Here is a 19,371-nt window from a genome sequence, read left to right as displayed (position 1 = left end):
TAATGAATGAAGCAGAAATATTTTTTCAGTCCACTCCATGGTTTATTTTCCTCATATCTTATCTCATTGGCTCGATTCCATTTGGTCTTCTTTTTACGAGATTGTTCAAAATTGGTGATATAAGAACAATCGGTTCCGGCAATATTGGAGCAACAAATGTTTTACGAACAGGAAATAAAAAGCTTGCTGCTCTAACACTTCTTTGTGATATGTTAAAAGGAACTATCGTTGTTTTGATTATAAAGTTTTTTAGTAATCCGCTAGACAATAGTATACTTGTTTCTCTAGCGGGTTTTTTTACTTTCTTAGGACATCTTTTCCCCGTATGGCTTAAATTTAAAGGTGGCAAAGGTGTTGCTACCTATCTAGGGGTCTGTTTAGGAATCTATTGGCCCGCAGCAATTATTTTTATTATTGTATGGAGTGCGATTTTTCTTCTCATGCGTTATTCTTCATTATCTGCGCTTATTGCTGTTACGATCACACCGATATTTGTTTTTTATTTTTCCGCTTCTTATTTCTATTGTATGCTGATTGTGATGAGCGTATTTGTGTTTATAAAACATTCTGCAAATATCAGTAGATTATTAATTGGGGAAGAAAGTAAGATTGGTACGCAACACGGAGATAAATAAAGGAATCCTGCTTACTGATCGTCAACGTCTAAGCTGGTTACGGTTATTGCGCAGTGAAAATATTGGAGCTGTTAGTTTTCGCAATCTCATTGATCATTATAAAACAGCAGAAAATGCTCTGGCAGCGCTGCCAGAGCTTAGTAGAAAAGGTGGTGGTTCTGTATCTATAAAAATAGCAAGCTTAGAAGATGCAGAAAAAGAAATGCAAGAAGCTGAAAGATTAGATATTCGGTTCATCGGTATGGGCGAACCAGATTATCCAGCTTTTCTTAAGGTTACAGAAGCCCCTCCGCCGCTTATTGCTATCAAAGGTAATATTTCAATTTTTCAAAAAACTTCTATTGGAATTATAGGTTCTCGAAATGCTTCAGCTGCTGGGAAAAAGCTTACGGCTCAATTTGCGCGTTTTCTCGGAGAAGCAGACTTTGTAACAATTTCTGGGCTCGCTCGTGGAATTGATAGCGTTGCGCATCAAGCAAGTTTAAAAACAGGAACTGTTGCAGTCATGGCTGGAGGAATTGATCATATCTATCCTCCTGAAAATAAAAAGTTGCACGAAGATATTATCGCCAACGGTGGAGCCATCATCAGCGAAATGCCCATTTCTTGGAAGCCGCGTGCTATCGATTTTCCAAGAAGAAACCGTATTATTGCAGCTCTATCACTTGGTCTCTTGGTTGTAGAGGCAGCCCTGCGCTCAGGGTCCTTAATTACCGCACGTCAAGCAGCTGAAATGGGACGGTTAATTTTTGCCATTCCCGGTTCTCCACTTGATCCAAGATCTGTTGGTACAAACAATCTTATCAAAGACGGTGCTCTACTCACCACACATCCTTCTGACATTATAGAAACACTTACGCCATTAATTTCACCGCTTCCAAATTCGCAACTCAATTTTTTTGAGGAACCATCCTCTTTACAACTTGAAAAGGAGAATTTTAATTTAGCAGATGAAAAAAACAGCGGTCTCTCTTCAGCAGATGACAATGCAGCACGTGCAGCAGTTCTCTCCGCTCTTTCAACAACGCCAATCGATTTAGACACACTTAGTATCCACACAGGTGTTTCACTCCCAGCTCTCTACCTCTTGTTGGTAGAACTCGACCTTGCTGGAAAGCTTATTCGACACTCTGGTGGTTGTGTGTCATTGTCGAATCTTGATCTTCCCCAAGAGCCTCAGCACTATTAATAATGCTTTGCCCTTCTTTGGCAACCATATCCAAAAGCAATGCTAAAAGCGGACTATGCGCCTGACGCGCCATCTGATTCATTTGCTTTGACATGTCTGTAATATATTGGATAACTTTTAAATGATTTATAAACATAATCCTCTATCCTTGAGCATTTCCCCTCCTACCTCTCAATAGACGTCTTAGTATTTCGCCGTATGTTTTTGTAATAACAGTGGAAAATAAATCGTGTAATTCTATATAGGATGTATTCTAATAATGACAATCATAAGTTGTACAATATTCATGTTTTTTATATGGCTAATATTTTTTTATGTGCTCTTAAGCAATTGGCATTAGCTATTCGCGTAAAAGGCGTTTATAAAAAAATTTTTATTTCAATATTTGGGTAAAATTATGAATATCGTTATCGTTGAATCTCCAGCAAAAGCAAAAACAATTAATAAATATCTTGGATCTCAATACAAAGTTGTCGCATCATTTGGACATGTTCGTGATTTGCCTGCAAAAGATGGTTCTGTTTTACCGGATCAAGATTTTTCTATGAAATGGGATATAGATTCTGCTGCCGCTAAACGTTTAAATGAAATAGCAAAAGCCGTTAAAGAAGCCGATAGCCTTATATTAGCAACAGACCCTGATCGTGAAGGGGAAGCTATTTCATGGCATATTCTGGATGTTCTCCGTCAAAAAAAAGTTTTAAAAGATAAACCTATTAAAAGAGTTGTCTTCAATGCCATCACCAAAAAGTCTGTGCTTGATGCTATGAACAATCCACGTGATATTGATACATCACTTGTAGATGCTTATCTTGCACGTCGCGCTCTTGATTATCTCGTTGGTTTTACACTTTCACCTGTTTTATGGCGGAAACTTCCTGGTGCCCGTTCAGCAGGACGGGTTCAATCGGTTGCTTTGCGTATTATTTGTGATCGTGAATCAGAAATAGAACATTTTCTCAAAGAAGATTATTGGTCCATTACAACACAGTTAAAAACCATCCGAAATGATAGTTTCCAAGCAAGATTGACAATGTTTAATCAAAGAAAAATAGGCAAGCTTGATATTCAATCTCAAGAACAAGCAGACCAAATTCGCCTTATGTTGGAGCAAGCCCAATATCATACACTCAGTGTTGAAGCAAAACCTACAAAGAGAAATCCTTTTCCTCCATTTACAACCTCCACACTACAACAAGCAGCTTCTTCAAAATTAGGATTTTCAGCTTCTCGCACTATGCAAATTGCCCAAAAGCTTTATGAAGGCATTGAAATTAATGGTGAAACGGCAGGGCTTATTACTTATATGCGTACCGATGGTGTGCAAATAGCACCAGAAGCTATTGATTCAGCACGAAAAGTTATTCATGAAACTTTCGGTAAAGACTATATTCCTGAAAAACCACGTTTTTATTCAACAAAGGCAAAAAATGCACAGGAAGCACACGAAGCGATCCGTCCAACAGATTTTCAACGCAATCCTAGTCAAGTCCGTAATTTTCTCGATAGCGATCAAGCAAAGCTCTATGAGCTGATATGGAAGCGTGCTATTGCCAGCCAAATGCGTTCTGCTGACATTGAACGTACAACCGTTGAAATTGAAGCACAGCAAGGAGAAAACCGTGCAAATCTACGAGCAACAGGATCTGTTATTCGCTTTGATGGCTTTATTTCCGTCTACACGGATCAACGAGACGAAGAAAATAATGAAGAAAATGAAACAACACGTTTACCACAAATAAACACTGGTGAAGCACTTACAAAAGAAAAAGTTGAATCCGTACAACATACCACAGAGCCCCCTTCTCGTTATTCTGAAGCTTCATTAATTAAAAAGCTTGAGGAGTTAGGAATTGGTCGTCCTTCGACTTATGCCTCCACATTGGCGACATTGTGTGACCGTGGATATATTGTCATTGATAAACGAAAGCTTATTCCCGATGCTAAGGGACGTATTGTTACGGCCTTTCTTGAAAATTTCTTTAATCGCTATGTAGAATATGGTTTCACAGCAGATCTTGAAGAAAAGCTGGATCTTATATCTGACGGCAAACTTTCTTGGAAAGACGTCTTAAGGGATTTTTGGGATGGATTTAATGCATCTATTAGCAATATCCAAGAACTCCGTATAACCAATGTCCTTGATGTTTTAAATGTAACATTAGCACCTCTCGCCTTTCCTGAACGCGAAGATGGAAGTGATGTGCGTTCCTGTCCTCTTTGTAAAAATGGTCAATTATCATTAAAACTCGGTCGTTATGGTGCTTTTGTTGGCTGTTCCAATTATCCCGAATGTAAATACACACGCCAACTTGGTACAGATACTGGAGAAGATAATGAAGCTGTACGCAATGATGAACCTGTTATACTTGGTATTGACCCTGAAACAGGAAAAGATATCTCTCTTCGCAATGGCCGGTTTGGACCCTATATTCAACTTGGTGAAAGCAAAGAAGTTAAGCGTGCAGGACTACCAAAAGAGTGGCAGGCAGAAAATGTAACCCTTGATAAAGCCTTGGCTTTACTATCCCTTCCCCGTGAAATTGGCATTCATCCTGAAACTGGAAAAATAATCACGGCTACGATTGGACGATATGGTCCCTATCTTAGCCATAACGGAAAATCTGCGCGCCTTCTTCATGCAGATGAAGTTTTTGATATTGGTATCAATCGCGCTGTTACAGTATTGGCAGAACAACAAGAAAACAAAACCAAGCAAAGCAGAACAACACCTGAAGCATTGGCAACATTAGGAGAGCATCCAGAAGGAGGAACCATTACCGTGCGCAACGGGCGTTATGGTCCTTATGTCAATTGGGGTAAAATTAATGCAACATTGCCAAAAGATAAAGATCCCATTAGTGTAACACTTCCAGAGGCACTAGAACTTATATCGGCTAAAGCATCGAGTAAAAAAACAACTTCAAAAAGAGCTTCTTCTAAAACAAAAGCAAAAATAAAAGAGACATAAATTTTGGCTAAAGGTGAAAAAAACATAAAATCTCTCTCTTCATTCAAGGGGAAAACTTTTCCCAATAAGGAAGCAATCCTTTCCTTTATAATTGAGAATCCTAACCACTCAAGTAAACGAGAAATCGCTAAAGCTTTTAACTTAAAAGGCGATTCTCGTATCTGGCTTAGAGATATGTTACGTGAGTTAAAGGATCAAAATCTCATATCTAAACACCACAAAAGAGCAATAAACAAAGGAAAATTACCCCCTGTTTCTTTAGTAAAAATTAGCGGACGTGATAAAGATGGAAGTTTTATTGCACAACCTCTTGAATGGGAAGATTCTCCAAAGCCAAATATTGAAATACACTCTTTTCATCACATAACAGGAAGTAATATTGGTGTTGGAGATCATATTCTTGTAAAAGTTTTTCGAAATAAAAATTCTGAAAGCTCAAGCCATCCTTATACGGGACGAATTATTCGTAAAATTGATGTATCTCCCAAAAGCGCATTTGCTATTGTACGAAAATTGGAAAATAATCAATGGCGCCTTGATCCTATAGACCGCAAAACCAATGAACTCATTGTTGAAATGTCTCCAGAAATGAAGATTCAAATTGGTGATCTCGTTGAAGTCGAAATAAAAAAAAATACTGGTTACGGATTAAAGAGCGCAAAAATAAAGAATGTTTTAGGGCACATTAAGAGTGAGAAAACACTCTCAATGATAGCGCTTCTTTCGAAAGGAATTCCTTATATTTTTCCTGAAAGTGTTCTTGAGCAAGCCAAACATATCAAAGCTGCCAATATGGATAATCGTGAAGATTGGCGACAATTACCCTTTATTACAATTGATCCACCAGATGCAAAAGACCATGATGATGCAGTTTATGCAACCAAGGATAAAGACCCAGCAAATAATGATGGTTGGATTATTATTGTGGCCATTGCAGATGTTTCTTACTATATCAAAACAGGAAGCGCTTTAGATAAAGAAGCATTGAAACGTGGAAATTCTGTTTATTTTCCCGATACCGTTGTGCCAATGTTACCTGAACGCCTTTCTCATGATTTATGTTCTCTTCGTGAAGGAAAAGAAAGACCAGCTTTAGCCGTTCGTATGATTTTTGATGCAAACGGTAATAAACGAAAACATAGTTTTCATCGTACTATGATTCGTGTAAGAGCCAAACTTTCTTATCAAGAAGTACAATTGGCAATTGAAGGTAATATAAATGAAAAAATAACCCCTCTTTTTGAGAGCATTTTGCACCCCTTATGGGAAGCCTATGCATGCCTTAAAGCTGCGAGAAATCGTCGCCAACCACTAGAATTAGAAATTGCAGAAAAAAAGATTATTCTTGATCAAAATGGATGCATAAAAGATGTTGTGAGTGAAACACAATTAGAAGCGCATCGTTTAATTGAAGAGTTTATGATACAAGCTAATATTGCAGCTTCTGAAACATTAAAACAACATCACCAGCCGCTCATTTATCGTATTCATGAAAAACCTTCTCTTGCTAAGCAAGAAATACTTCGGAGCTTTCTTCAAAGTTTGGGGATACCACTCTCCCGCGGAAGCGAACTTACCTCAGCGCGCCTTAATAGAATTTTAGAAAAGGTCGCTCATACTCAACAACAAGAACTAGTCAATCAAGTTATTTTGCGTTCACAATCACAAGCAGAGTACAACCCTAAAAATAGTGGCCATTTTGGTTTGAATTTGCAGAACTATACACATTTTACATCACCAATCCGTCGTTATGCTGATCTCATTATTCATCGAGCACTCATTAAAGCTCTCAAATTAGGAAATGATCAATTAACAGATACACAAGAACAAAATCTTGCAGAAATTGCTACGCAAGTTTCTTTATACGAACGCCGTGCAATGATGGCTGAAAGAGAAACGATTGATCGGCTTGTTGCTCACTATTTAACGAATAAAATCGGTCGTATTTTTACAGGCCGCATTTCCGGAGTTACAAAAGCAGGTCTTTTTATCTCACTTGATAAACTCAATACAGATGGTTTTGTCCATATTTCTACACTTAAAAATGATTATTATCATTTTGATGAAGCACAACATGTTCTTGTAGGACAGCGTAGCCATAAAGGCTATCAGCTCAGTGATGTTGTAGAAGTAAAACTTATAACGGTACAACCTTTTGCTGGCGCTTTATGCTTTGAACTGTTAACAAAACCTCGTCCAATAAAATTTTCACCGACATCCTACCATAAAAACAAATTAAAAAAACAAAAGTATACTTTTTATGGGAAAAGAAAAAATTAAGCTTCTTGCCCTCCATTGAATATAATATGAATAATAAATTCAATTTAAGAAATGACTTATATTATATAATATTTATATGTACAATCTTCTTTCTTTAGTATACAAGAGGATAAATTTTATTGTTAAGTCTATAATAACCATATAAAAATCTTGCAGTTTTTTATACTTAGAAAATGAGAGAAACTGCAAAGGATAGTTTTGGCTCCCTTTCATTTCAGCTCATCTTTTCATTGTTTAAATAAACAAGAGTACCTTAAGCCATTCTCATGAAAAAAAAACCTTTTGACTCTCAAAATAATTCTTTGCGTGCAATTATTGCCGCTATTGCAACCATTGGCACTGTTGGAACAGCATTGGCAATGGGAACACAACTTGTCTCTCTTCTTATGGCAGAGAAAGGACTTTCCAACAGTACAATCGGCTATAGTGGAACAGTTGGTGGAATCGCCACAATTATTGCAGCTATTTTTACGTCTCGAATTGCCTTATGCTTAGGAATCGCTCAAACAATATTGCTTATGATGGCGATAGGATCTTTAAGTTTTTTAGGATTCTATTTTTTTGATCCCATATGGATTTGGTTTATTTTAAAGTTTATATTACATTTCAGCATGACAGTTATGTTTATCCTATCAGAGTTTTGGATCAACAGTTATGCTCCCCCCAAAAAACGCGGTTTGATCCTTTCTATTTATGCTATTGTCTTAGGATTAGGGTTTATAATAGGTCTAACGCTGCTAGCAAAAGTGGGAACACAAGGATTTATTCCTTTTGCTGTTGGATATAGCCTTATTATACTTGCTACTATACCAATTCTTACCGCTTGGAAATTAAGTCCAGAATTTCAAAAAAATCAATATATGCCATTTTTTCGTTATCTTTTTCACGTTCCAAGTGCAATGATGGCGGTCCTTGTTTACGGGGCCATTCAAATGGGCGTATTAACTCTTATAATACCCTTTAGTTTATCCATTGGTTATAATGAGAATGAAGCAGCACATTTTATGGCAACCCTTGCACTTGGGAATATTTTCCTCTTAATTCCTATCAGCATTATAAGCGACTACGCCAAAGATCGACGCTACCCGCTGATGAGTTGCGCTATTTTAGGTTTTTTAGGAACTTTTATAGTACCATGGATTCTTCAATATCCATGGATTCTGATGCTTGATTTGTTTTTTCTGGGTGGTGTATCAGCGAGCCTTTATACAATTAGTCTTGCACATTTAGGAGCCCGTCTCAAGGGGCAAGAGCTTGCTGCTGCTAATTCTGCTTTTATTTTTTGTTATGGAATTGGTATGCTCATCGGACCGACCTTTATCGGAAAATCCATGGATATCTTTAAACACTTTGGTTTTTCAATAGCCATGGCTGTTTTTTTCGGTTTATATGTCATTTTGGTGTTTGTCCAACTTATGAGAAAATTAATCAGCTCTTGACTTTTTTGAGAACATCCGTAGTGTTGCCGGAAAATCTGATGATGTCGGAAATAAGTTTTGACAGAAATAATATTTTTTCAGTATAAATAGGGTATTTACATTATGGCTAAAGCAGCAACCATTAAGATCAAGCTTTTATCAACTGCAGATACTGGTTTTTTCTATGTAACAAAGAAAAACAGCCGTACAATGACAGATAAAATGAGCAAGCGTAAATATGATCCAGTTGTAAAAAAGCACGTTGAATTTAAAGAAACAAAAATTAAATAAATAAAATTATTATTAAATTGATAGATTTTATACTCCAAAAGAAATGTTGGAGTATTGCTCTTCAAAGTTATTTTTTGAGGGGTGTTTTTTTATTTCCTTAAGTTTAAAAAGTTTACTTTAAACTTTGTATGTTTTGTACGGATTTGGATAAGTTGATTTATTATTTAAGTTGCTTATATATATATTCTGTATGAGTATTTGATTATTGTGATATCTAATGAAAATTTTGTCATTAAAACGAAACACTGTTTCGTCATATGAATAAAGTTTCTCGGGTCAATTATAAACAATACTAAAATAGAGTTATAATAATGTTAGCAGTTTCTTTATTTCATGAAAAAATCTTTTTCTCATTTTAATCTAAGAAGCTTTAATCTAAAAGTTATCGGTTTCAGTATTTTTGTCGCTGCTAGCATTCTTATCATTATGTCAACTTATTTTAAGAAAACTCAGCTGTTGCCTCAAAAAGAAAAATTTTCTTCTCAAAACACTGTTGAAGGAAATGCATTAATCATTGATGGCGATACCATTATGATTTCTTCAATTAAGATTCGACTAGCTGGAATTGATGCTCCTGAACTCCACCAATTTTGTGGAAAAAAGGAAGCGCGCTACCCTTGTGGGCTTGAGGCAAAAAAATATTTAGAAAAACTATTAAAAAATCAAACTGTTACATGTCACTGGAAAAAAACAGATAAATATCGCCGTATTCTTGCAACATGTAAAACAAAACAAGTTAGCAATATCAACGCAACACTTGTACATAATGGTTGGGCTGTAAATTATTATGAATATCCTAAAGAAGAGCAAGAAGCTAGAAAGAAAAAGAAAGGAATATGGGCATCAAGTTTTCAACGACCAAAAGAATGGCGCAAAGCAAATCCTCGCACAGAATAAGAAAAATATTTTTTAATTTTATTTACCAATGAAACAATGTAGCCAAATTATCAAACTTGAAAAAGAGATCTATTCCTGTCGTGTTTGCGTCCAACAACCCCATTATTTTCCTCCTCTTCCTCATGAACCAAACCCTGTCGTTTATTTATCCGATACCGCTTCGATTGCAATTGCAGGCCAAGCACCAGGGTTGCGTGTCCATGAAACTTCTATCCCTTTTAATGATCGTTCTGGCGAAAAATTGCGTAATTGGCTGGGTGTCACGAAAGAAGAATTTTATAATAGATCTCTTTTTGCTATTGTTCCTATGGGATTTTGTTTTCCAGGCTATGACAAAAATAAAGCTGATTTACCACCAAGACGTGAATGTCGAGAAATATGGCATGAAAAGATATTTCAAGCGATGCCTCAAATAAAGCTTGTTCTTGCTATTGGCAGTTATGCGCAAAAGTGGCACATTACAGAATTAAAATATAAAACCGTTTCTGCAACTGTTGGTGATTGGAGAAATATTCTTTCCATTCCCCAACCTCGAGGCTATAATGTTATGCCTTTGCCTCATCCATCATGGCGAAATACTTCTTGGTTACAGAAAAATCCATGGTTTAATGATGAGCTTATTGTATATCTGCGTTGTTTAGTGCGTAAATTTTTATAAATTAAAATATTGAGAATAAATATGGACCGTCTTGACCGAAAAATTTTACATCTTTTGCAAGAAAATGCGACACTTTCTGTTGCTGATATTGCTAAAAAAGTGGGACTTTCGACCACTCCTTGCTGGCGTAGAATTCAAAAACTTGAAGAAGATGGCGTCATTCAGCGTCGTGTTGCTGTTCTTTCTCCTGAAAAAGTAAACGCACACGTCACTGTTTTTGTGTCTATTCGCACAAACACACATAGTCATGAATGGTTTAAGCGTTTTTCAAAAATTGTGCAAGAATTCCGTGAAGTCATTGAATTTTATCGAATGAGTGGAGATATTGACTATTTATTGCGTGTTGTTGTGCCCAACATTGAAGCTTATGATCTTTTTTATAAAAAATTAATTTCTAAAATTGATATCCGTGATGTCTCATCTTCTTTCGCAATGGAACAGATTAAATATACAACGGAACTTCCACTTAATTATATTAAATTACACGACAAGACGCATGAACAAAACTCTTAAGATTTTTATATCCGTCTCATGATCTTTTAGGCATTCAAACTTTCTTGTTGAAAAACGACCATTTGTGCATGTGTTAAAACAGCAGCTTTGACAATACCAGCTGCCATAGCTGCTCCTGTCCCTTCACCAAGACGCATCCCCAAATCTAGAAGTGGTTCTTTGCCAATTTTTTTTAAAAGTTTACGATGAGCTGTCTCAGAAGAAACATGTCCAACAAGGGTATGATCAAGAGCTTTTGGATGCATTTTATAAAGGACCGCTGCAGCTGCTGTTGCCACAAAACCATCTAAAATAACAGGTATTTTTTCTATTCTTGCTGCTAAAATAGCACCAACCATAGCAGCAATTTCACGTCCTCCTAAGCGACGCATTATCTCAAAAGGATCATTAAAATAATCCTTATGCAAAGAAATGGCTGTCTTAACCGCTGCAATTTTACGCTGATAAAAATCACCTTCTGATTCCATAGCATTTCCTGTCCATTCTTCCACTTCCCCTCCAAACAATGCTAAGCATAAAGCTGAAGCTATTGCTGTGTTTCCAATTCCCATTTCTCCAATACATAAAAGATCTGTTCCACCCGCAATGGATTCCATTCCAAATGCCATTGTAGCAGCCGCACTCCGCTCATCCATTGCGGCATCCTTCGTAATATTCATTGTTGGATATTCCAATGCTAAATCAAATATTTTTAATCCAAGATCATAAGCAATACAAATTTGATTGATAGCAGCTCCACCAGAGGCAAAATTTTCTACCATTTTTTGTGTCATAGATTGTGGAAATGGTGTAATATTCTCCTCTACAATACCATGATTTCCAGAAAAAATAGCGACCAAAGGTCTCGTTACGATAGGTTTTTCTGTACCCCTCCACCCCGCATACCAAACAGCAATATCTCCTAGTTTTCCTAATGTTCCTTGCTCTTTTGTTAAGTCTTTTTGCCGTTTTTTTGCCAAAATTATAGAAAACTCATCAGCAACAGGTAAATTTGTAAGCAAAGCACGAAAATCATCAAATGGACTAGCGGTCATAAGGATACCTTTTAAAATCTACAATGTTTATGAAAATCCCGTCATATATACAGGATATGAATAATTTATTGTTTTTTTAACAGTGCTTTAAAAATGTTAAATACTATGAAAGCAATAATTTCTACATTCTATTTTCAACCCTAATAACAAACGTGCAAGATTCAAAATGTTATTAATATCTTATGATTACCTTTACAGTGATACCCTTAACCTATTTTTATTTAATAGGCATAATCAGCATGCCGTTTAATATATACATTCCAACAATTCTTATGCATAATAAAAGTTATAAACTTTCAAAAACTTATAAAATTGAAGAGATCAAAATTATAGCAAAGACATCCAAACGCAAAGGATCTCAACTTTAATATATGTTAATTATTAGGCTATTATTAAATGAGAGCATAAAAAGCTTCTTTTAAAATACATATATCTGCATTTGGTTTTGTCGCATCATTTGATAATATTTGCCTCCATCGACGTGCCCCACCCCGCCCATGAAATAAACCAATCATGTGACGTGTCACATGAGAAAGCCGCCCCCCCGATGCAATATGTCGAGCTGCATAATCACACATAACCTCAATAAGATCACTCTCACTCAGATTATTTTGCGTCTCACCATAGAGTTCAAAATCAATATGTTTTAACAAAGCTGGATTATGATAAACTTGGCGACCAACCATGACAGCATCACAGAAAGTTAAGTGTTCTTTGATCTCATCAATCGATTTAATTCCACCATTTATCCCAATGAATTTATGAGGATATTTACGTTTTAATTTGTAAACTCTTTCATAATTAAGGGGCGGAATATTACGGTTTTCTTTCGGACTCAATCCTTGCAGCCATGCCTTGCGTGCATGTATCCAGAGCGCATCACATCCAGCATTCCAAACCTGATTAGCCAAAAGATCTAACGCTAACTCTTCATCTTGTTCGTCCACTCCAATCCGACATTTGACAGTTACAGGTATAGTAACCTCTCGTTTCATCGCTTCCACGGCATTTGCCACAATGTCTGGATGTAGCATCAAACAAGCCCCAAAGACACCTGCTTGAACACGATTTGATGGGCACCCGACATTAAGATTTATTTCGTTGTAGCCAAAATCCTCAGCAATTCGTGCAGCTTCTGCTAACTTTTTCGGATCAGCCCCCCCTAGTTGTAATGCAACTGGACGTTCTTTATCGCTAAAAGCCAACAATTGTTCGCGAACACCATGAATGACAGCATCTGCTACCATCATTTCCGTATAAAGGAGAGCTTTTTTCGTTAAAAGACGATAAAAAAACCTGCAATGTCGGTCTGTCCAGTCCAACATTGGTGCTACTGCAAATTTTATAGGCGATGGAAGGTTGTAAAATATCATGAGGGTATTACTCTCATGTCCCTATAGCTCTCTCTTTATACATAGAAAAATACTTACTTTTAGTTTATAGAAAGTTTTATTCTCTTATACTATCATGAGTATAATAACAGTTCATTATTTTCAATTGATATCAAAGTTTACGACAATCAATCATGATAAAACACAATATCGCATTTCTCATAGATTAGTGTTCAGGTATATAAACATGAAAAAAGAAGATTTTCACCATAATATAAAAAACTCATTTACAAGTTCTTCTTACGCTCATCAAGCCTCCATCCTTACATGATTTAGCACAGCATTTAAGATAATAAATGCTAAACTAACACATTATACAATTTTTTATAATAGATTTAATTTTCTTTAGATTTTTTAACTTATTGTGCAAATAAATGCTACAGAAAGTATCTTTATCTTCTCCTAAAGAAAGAATAAAAATCCTTATTTCACATGAATCTAATTATAAATCATTTTTTCTCAATGAGTTATTCTTGATAACATTCTTGAATTTCACTTTATAAGATAGACAAATTTCATCCTAAATATTCTATCTAATTTTGCCATTTTATGATTCTTGTTATGATTCTTGCAAAAAAAAACTAAAATCAGAGTATAGACAGCCATTGCCTTTTTAATATCTATGATTGATATCAGTATCTCTTTAAGGAAAATATTTTACAATATTGCAGATAAAATCTGTAAAATGAAATGATCATAAAAGTTGTTCAATCTCTTGTTGGCTTTGCATATAGGAAGAAAGAGTATCAACCTCTTGTTCATTAAATAGGAGACCCAGTTTTGAACGACGCCATAACACATCTTCACATACTTTAGCCCATTCTTTTTCCATCAACCATTTTACTTCTACTTCATAAAGCCCATGTCCAAAATTTTTTCCTTTATTTGCCTTACCATGTGCAAAGATCACCAATGCTTCCGTACCGTAGGAGCGTGCAAGCCTGCGATGTGTAAAAGCATCTAAATCTGGCATCAAAAGAGCAATCCTATTTTCGATTGTATCTAATTTGTTATAGGGAAAATCACCCCCTGGAAGTACTGCCTTAGCCGTCCATGATGCTCCCTTTTTACCAAGCTCTTTTTCAACAAATTTCATCGCATCTTCAGCCAACTTACGATAAGTTGTAATCTTTCCACCATAAAGATTAAGAATCTTTGGTGTTGTTCCTGTTCCCATTTCTTTTAAAACATAATCGCGCGTAATTTCTTGTGCTTTTGAAGCTCCATCATCATAGAGTGGACGAACTCCAGAGTAAGACCAGACAATCGTTTCAGGCAACACTGGTTGTATGAAATATTCACTGGCTGCTGCACAAATATAATCAATTTCTGTCTCAGTAATATGAACGTCAGCCGGATCTCCTTGATAATTACAATCTGTTGTTCCAAGCAAGGTAAACTCTTCTTGATACGGAATAGCAAATATAATACGCCCATCACCATTTTGAAAAATATAAGCACGATCATGAGTATAAAGCTTGGGAACCAAAATATGAGAACCTCTAACAAGCCGTACTGCTGGATGTTCTTTACAATCTAATATGCTTGCCAAAACATGATCAATCCAAGGTCCTGTCATATTCGCGACATAAGAAGCTGTGACACTATATTCTTTGCTACTTAACTTGTCTTGAAGAAAGATACGCCATTTATTGTCTTCTTTTTTTAAAGAGAGAACTTCTGTTCGTACTTTTATATCAGCTCCCCTCTTTTCTGCATCACGCGCATTGCCAATAACTAAACGCGCATCATCTACTCTTGCATCAGAATATTCAAAACCTCTCTGATATTCTTTCTTCAGTGTAGAGCAAAATTTTTGTGAAAAATTAATCGTTTTACTGCGCCACAATTTCTGATTCCAATTCCCTAAATAATCATAAATAAAAAGTCCAAAACGCAACATCCAAGCAGGGCGCAATTCTTTATGATAAGGAAGGAGAAAACGCAAAGGACGCACAATATGTGGAGCCATGCGTAAAATGATCTCGCGTTCTTTCAATGCTTCACGAACAAGTTTGAACTCATAGTGTTCAAGATAACGAAGCCCACCATGAATAAGCTTTGTTGACGCACTTGAGGTCCCAGATGCAAGATCGTTCATTTCAGCCAATCCCACTTTAAAACCGCGTCCTGCTGCATCTCTTGCCAATCCACACCCGTTTATCCCTCCCCCAATGATAAACAGCTCATAATGTGTTGTGGTTTTCATAATTTCACTTTTCATTATTTAATTTTTTTCTCAGTACTCAATAAAGCAACAGGAAAAAATAATACAAGTGTTCTTCATTGTATTATCAACGTACTTTTTCCTAAAATAAACACGCACAAAAAGCTTTTGATATCCTTATACATCAAAACAACATTTGACAAATTAAAGAGATTTTTTTTATCTTTTACAAAACATAATCCTTGCCAAACCAAGGTTCATCATATGAAATCTTTTTAGAGAAAAATTGATGTTTTTTCTCATTCTTAAAGACACACTATAGCTAAATGCTTTATTGCACATAGAGAGCGCTTTTCCTATAGTTCACTCAATGACACCCTAGAAAATGTGAAGGTATACAGATGAATTATCACTCTCAAAACTCGAAAATAACACTTCTTTCAAAAATTTTAGTCCCAGTTATGTCGAGTATTTTAATCTTTTTACCTTCTTTATCAAACGCAACATCACACTCAAAAACAGCAAATAATTTAAGCTTAGAAAAGCTTAAAACACAACTTTTGGAAGATTCTAGCTTTTTATCTAAGCTTAAAGAAAAAATGATACCACATACTGATTCTCATCATATTCAACAAATTGTCAGAGAGTACCTTCTTACTCATCCAGAAATTATGATTGAAATGCAGCTTATTCTTCAAGATAAGCTGGAAAAACAGAATGAATACGAAAACCAAAAACAAACTTCTGTCATTCATTTATTAGAAAAAGAAATTTTTCATTCTCCTCATGACGCTGTTTTGGGAAACCCAAATGGTAAAAGAGTGCTTGTCAATTTTTTTGATTACAACTGTGGATATTGTAAAATTTCCTATTCAAATATAGAAGACTTGATAAAAGAATATCCAGATTTAAAGGTTATTATCAAGGATTTACCAATTTTAAGCTCTGATTCTATGGCAGCCCATACTGTTGCCTACGCATTTCGAAAACAATTTCCAGAGAAATATCCTCAGTTACACAAAACGCTTTTAATGTATCAGGGTCGTGCAAATGAAGCTAAAGCTATTAAAGTAGCTGTTTCATTAGGAGCAGATGAAAAAAAACTACGTAATGCAATAAAAGATCCCACTCTGCAAAACGCTTTTAAAGAAAATATTCAAATTGCCTCTACACTTCATATTACGGGAACACCTTCTTACATCATTGGTAATAAAATATTCATTGGCGCAGCCAAACAAGATATTCTAAAACAAGCGATAGACAATACACAGTGAATTCCTGATCCGTTTTAGAAAGAATACTGTAAATGAGGTAATTTTATGCTTTCTCTTTTTTGACAACAGGCTTATAAGTGCAATTTTGCGTAAAGCAGATACGAGTTTTAAATTGCAAAGTATAATAATTTAAAGGAAATAAAAATCTTTAAAGCCTCAAAAGATGTCATCCCTAATCTAGAGATATTCGGTCATAAAATGAGATAATGACGATCTTCATTGATCAAGGAGTTAGAAATAAAATGACAACAAAAAAAATGGATTCGGCAAAAACCGCAATTGATACGAAAATTATTCGTGATCTTGCTGAAATTTTGAATGATACAAATTTAACGAACATTGAAGTTGAACAAGGGGAGCTTCGTATTTGTGTCTCACGCCAAAATACCTTAATTTCTTCTGAGCAAGCAATCTATGCTCCTGTTTCTACTCCTACTTTTTCTGTAACATCTTCTCCAGTTCCAACAGCTGAAGCTCCTATACAATCTATCCAAGAAGATAAATCAAAAAACACAATAACCTCTCCCATGGTTGGAACAGCTTATCTTGCACCTTCACCAGGCGCGCAACCTTTTGTAGAAGTAGGACAAAATGTTTCTGAAGGGGAGACATTACTTATTATTGAAGCCATGAAAACAATGAATCAAATTTCATCACCACGCTCAGGCACAGTAACCACTGTTCTTGTCAAAGATGGTCAACCTGTTGAATTTGGTGAACCACTTATTATTGTTGAATAAAACGAGGGGCAACCATGATTCGAAAAATCCTCATTGCTAATCGGGGAGAAATTGCTCTTCGCGTTTTACGTGCATGTAAAGAACTTGGCATAAAAACCGTGGCTGTTCACTCTACCGCTGATGCAGATGCAATGCATGTTCGTCTTGCTGACGAAAGTGTTTGTATTGGACCTCCTCCCGCTCGCGATTCTTATTTGAGTATTCAGCAAATTATTGCTGCTTGTGAAATTACAGGAGCTGATGCTGTTCATCCAGGTTATGGCTTTCTTTCTGAAAATGCAAAATTTGCGGATGTTCTAGAAGCCCATGATATTACATTCATCGGTCCAACAGCTACTCATATCCGAATCATGGGAGATAAAATCGAAGCAAAGAAAACCGCCCAAAAACTTGGTATTCCTGTAGTTCCCGGTTCAGATGGGGCCGTCACTGAAGAATCAGATGCTTTACGCACTGCTCGTGAAATTGGTTATCCAGTTATTATCAAAGCTTCTGCCGGTGGTGGTGGACGTGGTATGAAGGTTGTTCATTCTGAACAAGAATTTTCTATAGCTCTCAAAACAACACGTTCAGAAGCGAAAGCTGCTTTTGGTGATGACGCTGTTTACATAGAAAAATATTTAGAAAAACCCCGTCATATTGAAATTCAAGTCATAGGTGATGGTGCGGGAAATGCTATTCATTTAGGAGAACGCGATTGTTCACTTCAACGACGGCATCAAAAAGTATGGGAAGAAGCTACATCACCTGCACTTAATGAAACAGAACGGAAAAAAATTGGAAGTATTGTTGCAAATGCCTGTGCCAAACTTGGATATCGTGGAGCTGGTACTATTGAATTTCTTTATGAAAATGGCGAATTTTATTTTATTGAAATGAATACACGTTTACAAGTAGAACATCCTGTAACTGAAGCAATTACAGGTATAGATTTAGTCCATGAACAAATCCATATTGCATCAGGCTGTAAGCTTTCAGTGACACAAGATGAAGTCTGTTTTTCTGGTCATGCCATTGAATGCCGTATTAATGCAGAAGATCCTATTAACTTTACGCCATCACCTGGAACCATTACACATTTTCATACACCTGGAGGTTTAGGGATTCGTGTTGATTCAGGCGCTTATTCAGGTTATCGTATCCCTCCGTACTATGATAGCATGATTGGAAAGCTGATTGTTCATGGACGTACCCGTTTAGAATGTATGATGCGTTTACGGCGTGCTTTAGATGAATTTGTCGTCGATGGGATAAAAACTACACTACCTCTTTTTCGCGATCTTATTAATAATCAAGATGTTGCTGATGGTAATTATAATATTCACTGGCTTGAAAAATACCTTTCTCATCAATCAAAGTCTTCAGATTCGTAATTTGATAGCAAAATAGTGCATTCTTATAAAAGATTCTATAAGATATCAACATAAGGATAGTGCCAACCTTGCTGTAAAAAGTGGTAAAAGAGGAAATAAGTTAGTTATTTTTATTTATTATATAGTTTTCACTTAATATGCACAAAATTTGATAATTTTCTATTTTCCTTTTTGTGAGTTTGTGCTAATCCCTACATGGTTACGCCCTTATAGCTCAGTTGGTAGAGCACCTGATTTGTAATCAGGGGGTCGGGAGTTCGAGTCTCTCTGGGGGCACCATATGCTTTTTTATCCAAAATAATTTATTGATTCTTCATATATTTTTTACAGTGAGGGACGCGTAAATAAAAGTTAGGGAATAGGATTTTGCAACACGTCTCTCTAATTATTACGAATCAAGAGTTCTTTTCGGAGTGGTTTTTTAGCAAAACCAGAGGTCCAAAGGGTCTCTAATTCTAAGATGTTCTAACTTTTTGTTAACCATCTTTTAAGATGTGAGAAGCTATTCTCTACGGCGTCCACAAAACGGGAAAAATCTAT

The 19,371-nt window shown here is 36.0% G+C and carries 16 protein-coding genes and 1 tRNA gene; 13 read left to right on the top strand and 4 right to left on the bottom strand.

Annotated features, from left to right (window positions below):
- Nucleotides 1–2 precede the first annotated feature (2 nt).
- Entirely contained in the window at nucleotides 3–635 is a 633-nt protein-coding gene (gene plsY / locus ACFILU_RS01415; protein WP_273791019.1) for a glycerol-3-phosphate 1-O-acyltransferase PlsY, read from the top strand.
- Nucleotides 592–1,824, top strand: a complete 1,233-nt coding sequence (dprA, locus tag ACFILU_RS01410) for a DNA-processing protein DprA (RefSeq protein ID WP_375674436.1) — start codon at nucleotides 592–594, stop codon at nucleotides 1,822–1,824. The genes plsY and dprA overlap by 44 nt, the downstream gene beginning before the upstream one ends.
- On the opposite strand, the gene ACFILU_RS01405 is transcribed toward dprA, so the two are convergent.
- Nucleotides 1,754–1,960, bottom strand: coding sequence for a hypothetical protein (locus ACFILU_RS01405; protein ID WP_005773510.1), 207 nt, complete (start codon nucleotides 1,958–1,960; stop codon nucleotides 1,754–1,756). The genes dprA and ACFILU_RS01405 overlap by 71 nt on opposite strands.
- 261 nt (nucleotides 1,961–2,221) lie before the next feature.
- On the opposite strand from ACFILU_RS01405, the gene topA reads away from it, so the two are divergent.
- From topA to ACFILU_RS01370, 7 genes are all read left to right on the top strand, one after another.
- Nucleotides 2,222–4,795: a type I DNA topoisomerase gene (topA, locus tag ACFILU_RS01400; protein WP_375674435.1), complete on the top strand. Its 2,574-nt coding sequence runs from the start codon at nucleotides 2,222–2,224 to the stop codon at nucleotides 4,793–4,795.
- Nucleotides 4,796–4,798: 3 nt separating this feature from the next.
- A complete protein-coding gene (gene rnr, locus ACFILU_RS01395; RefSeq protein WP_375674434.1) occupies nucleotides 4,799–7,075 on the top strand; it encodes a ribonuclease R in 2,277 nt (758 codons plus the stop codon).
- A 266-nt stretch (nucleotides 7,076–7,341) separates the two neighbouring features.
- Nucleotides 7,342–8,514 carry an MFS transporter gene (locus ACFILU_RS01390; protein ID WP_375637614.1) on the top strand — a complete coding sequence of 391 codons (1,173 nt, stop codon included), beginning with the start codon at nucleotides 7,342–7,344 and terminating at the stop codon, nucleotides 8,512–8,514.
- Nucleotides 8,515–8,616: 102 nt separating this feature from the next.
- Entirely contained in the window at nucleotides 8,617–8,784 is a 168-nt protein-coding gene (gene rpmG, locus ACFILU_RS01385; protein ID WP_004864083.1) for a 50S ribosomal protein L33, read from the top strand.
- Nucleotides 8,785–9,117: 333 nt separating this feature from the next.
- Complete coding sequence (locus tag ACFILU_RS01380) at nucleotides 9,118–9,681, top strand: thermonuclease family protein (protein WP_375613409.1); 564 nt, start codon at nucleotides 9,118–9,120, stop codon at nucleotides 9,679–9,681.
- A 28-nt stretch (nucleotides 9,682–9,709) separates the two neighbouring features.
- Nucleotides 9,710–10,339, top strand: a complete 630-nt coding sequence (locus ACFILU_RS01375) for a uracil-DNA glycosylase family protein (protein ID WP_375637613.1) — start codon at nucleotides 9,710–9,712, stop codon at nucleotides 10,337–10,339.
- A 21-nt stretch (nucleotides 10,340–10,360) separates the two neighbouring features.
- On the top strand, nucleotides 10,361–10,852 hold the full coding sequence (locus ACFILU_RS01370) for an Lrp/AsnC family transcriptional regulator (protein WP_015856433.1): 492 nt from the start codon (nucleotides 10,361–10,363) through the stop codon (nucleotides 10,850–10,852).
- 26 nt (nucleotides 10,853–10,878) lie between these two features.
- Here the strand turns inward: ACFILU_RS01370 and cobT are convergent, their stop codons facing one another.
- From cobT to glpD, 3 genes are all read right to left on the bottom strand, one after another.
- Nucleotides 10,879–11,886, bottom strand: a complete 1,008-nt coding sequence (gene cobT, locus ACFILU_RS01365; protein ID WP_375637612.1) for a nicotinate-nucleotide--dimethylbenzimidazole phosphoribosyltransferase — start codon at nucleotides 11,884–11,886, stop codon at nucleotides 10,879–10,881.
- A gap of 392 nt (nucleotides 11,887–12,278) precedes the next feature.
- Complete coding sequence (gene dusA / locus ACFILU_RS01360) at nucleotides 12,279–13,259, bottom strand: tRNA dihydrouridine(20/20a) synthase DusA (protein ID WP_375674433.1); 981 nt, start codon at nucleotides 13,257–13,259, stop codon at nucleotides 12,279–12,281.
- A 712-nt stretch (nucleotides 13,260–13,971) separates the two neighbouring features.
- Nucleotides 13,972–15,501, bottom strand: coding sequence for a glycerol-3-phosphate dehydrogenase (glpD, locus tag ACFILU_RS01355; RefSeq protein WP_375674432.1), 1,530 nt, complete (start codon nucleotides 15,499–15,501; stop codon nucleotides 13,972–13,974).
- Between the two features lie 344 nt (nucleotides 15,502–15,845).
- Between glpD and ACFILU_RS01350 the strand changes: the two genes are divergently transcribed.
- The 4 genes from ACFILU_RS01350 to ACFILU_RS01335 all read left to right on the top strand — a co-directional run bounded on the left by ACFILU_RS01350 (nucleotide 15,846) and on the right by ACFILU_RS01335 (nucleotide 19,110).
- Nucleotides 15,846–16,718, top strand: a complete 873-nt coding sequence (locus ACFILU_RS01350; protein WP_375674431.1) for a DsbA family protein — start codon at nucleotides 15,846–15,848, stop codon at nucleotides 16,716–16,718.
- A gap of 242 nt (nucleotides 16,719–16,960) precedes the next feature.
- Nucleotides 16,961–17,458 (top strand): acetyl-CoA carboxylase biotin carboxyl carrier protein, encoded by a 498-nt coding sequence (gene accB / locus ACFILU_RS01345; RefSeq protein ID WP_375643407.1) that lies wholly within the window; start codon nucleotides 16,961–16,963, stop codon nucleotides 17,456–17,458.
- A gap of 14 nt (nucleotides 17,459–17,472) precedes the next feature.
- Nucleotides 17,473–18,831, top strand: a complete 1,359-nt coding sequence (gene accC, locus ACFILU_RS01340; RefSeq protein ID WP_273791007.1) for an acetyl-CoA carboxylase biotin carboxylase subunit — start codon at nucleotides 17,473–17,475, stop codon at nucleotides 18,829–18,831.
- A 203-nt stretch (nucleotides 18,832–19,034) separates the two neighbouring features.
- A tRNA-Thr gene (locus ACFILU_RS01335) sits at nucleotides 19,035–19,110 on the top strand.
- The last annotated feature ends 261 nt before the right edge of the window (nucleotides 19,111–19,371 follow it).

Source organism: Bartonella sp. CL100XZDX, from assembly GCF_042195375.1.
Classification (GTDB): domain Bacteria; phylum Pseudomonadota; class Alphaproteobacteria; order Rhizobiales; family Rhizobiaceae; genus Bartonella.
The sequence above is the reverse complement of the archived record's forward strand: the minus strand, read 5'-3'. Positions and strand labels throughout refer to the sequence as shown.

What these genes read in the sequence shown, in the direction of transcription:
- plsY (WP_273791019.1), top strand. Translation starts at nt 3, where the DNA reads ATGAATGAAGCAGAAATATTTTTTCAGTCCACTCCATGGTTTATTTTC.
- ACFILU_RS01405 (WP_005773510.1), bottom strand. Translation starts at nt 1,960, where the DNA reads ATGTTTATAAATCATTTAAAAGTTATCCAATATATTACAGACATGTCA.
- topA (WP_375674435.1), top strand. Translation starts at nt 2,222, where the DNA reads ATGAATATCGTTATCGTTGAATCTCCAGCAAAAGCAAAAACAATTAAT.
- ACFILU_RS01390 (WP_375637614.1), top strand. Translation starts at nt 7,342, where the DNA reads ATGAAAAAAAAACCTTTTGACTCTCAAAATAATTCTTTGCGTGCAATT.
- rpmG (WP_004864083.1), top strand. Translation starts at nt 8,617, where the DNA reads ATGGCTAAAGCAGCAACCATTAAGATCAAGCTTTTATCAACTGCAGAT.
- ACFILU_RS01380 (WP_375613409.1), top strand. Translation starts at nt 9,118, where the DNA reads ATGAAAAAATCTTTTTCTCATTTTAATCTAAGAAGCTTTAATCTAAAA.
- ACFILU_RS01375 (WP_375637613.1), top strand. Translation starts at nt 9,710, where the DNA reads ATGAAACAATGTAGCCAAATTATCAAACTTGAAAAAGAGATCTATTCC.
- ACFILU_RS01370 (WP_015856433.1), top strand. Translation starts at nt 10,361, where the DNA reads ATGGACCGTCTTGACCGAAAAATTTTACATCTTTTGCAAGAAAATGCG.
- cobT (WP_375637612.1), bottom strand. Translation starts at nt 11,886, where the DNA reads ATGACCGCTAGTCCATTTGATGATTTTCGTGCTTTGCTTACAAATTTA.
- dusA (WP_375674433.1), bottom strand. Translation starts at nt 13,259, where the DNA reads ATGATATTTTACAACCTTCCATCGCCTATAAAATTTGCAGTAGCACCA.
- glpD (WP_375674432.1), bottom strand. Translation starts at nt 15,501, where the DNA reads ATGAAAAGTGAAATTATGAAAACCACAACACATTATGAGCTGTTTATC.
- ACFILU_RS01350 (WP_375674431.1), top strand. Translation starts at nt 15,846, where the DNA reads ATGAATTATCACTCTCAAAACTCGAAAATAACACTTCTTTCAAAAATT.
- accB (WP_375643407.1), top strand. Translation starts at nt 16,961, where the DNA reads ATGACAACAAAAAAAATGGATTCGGCAAAAACCGCAATTGATACGAAA.
- accC (WP_273791007.1), top strand. Translation starts at nt 17,473, where the DNA reads ATGATTCGAAAAATCCTCATTGCTAATCGGGGAGAAATTGCTCTTCGC.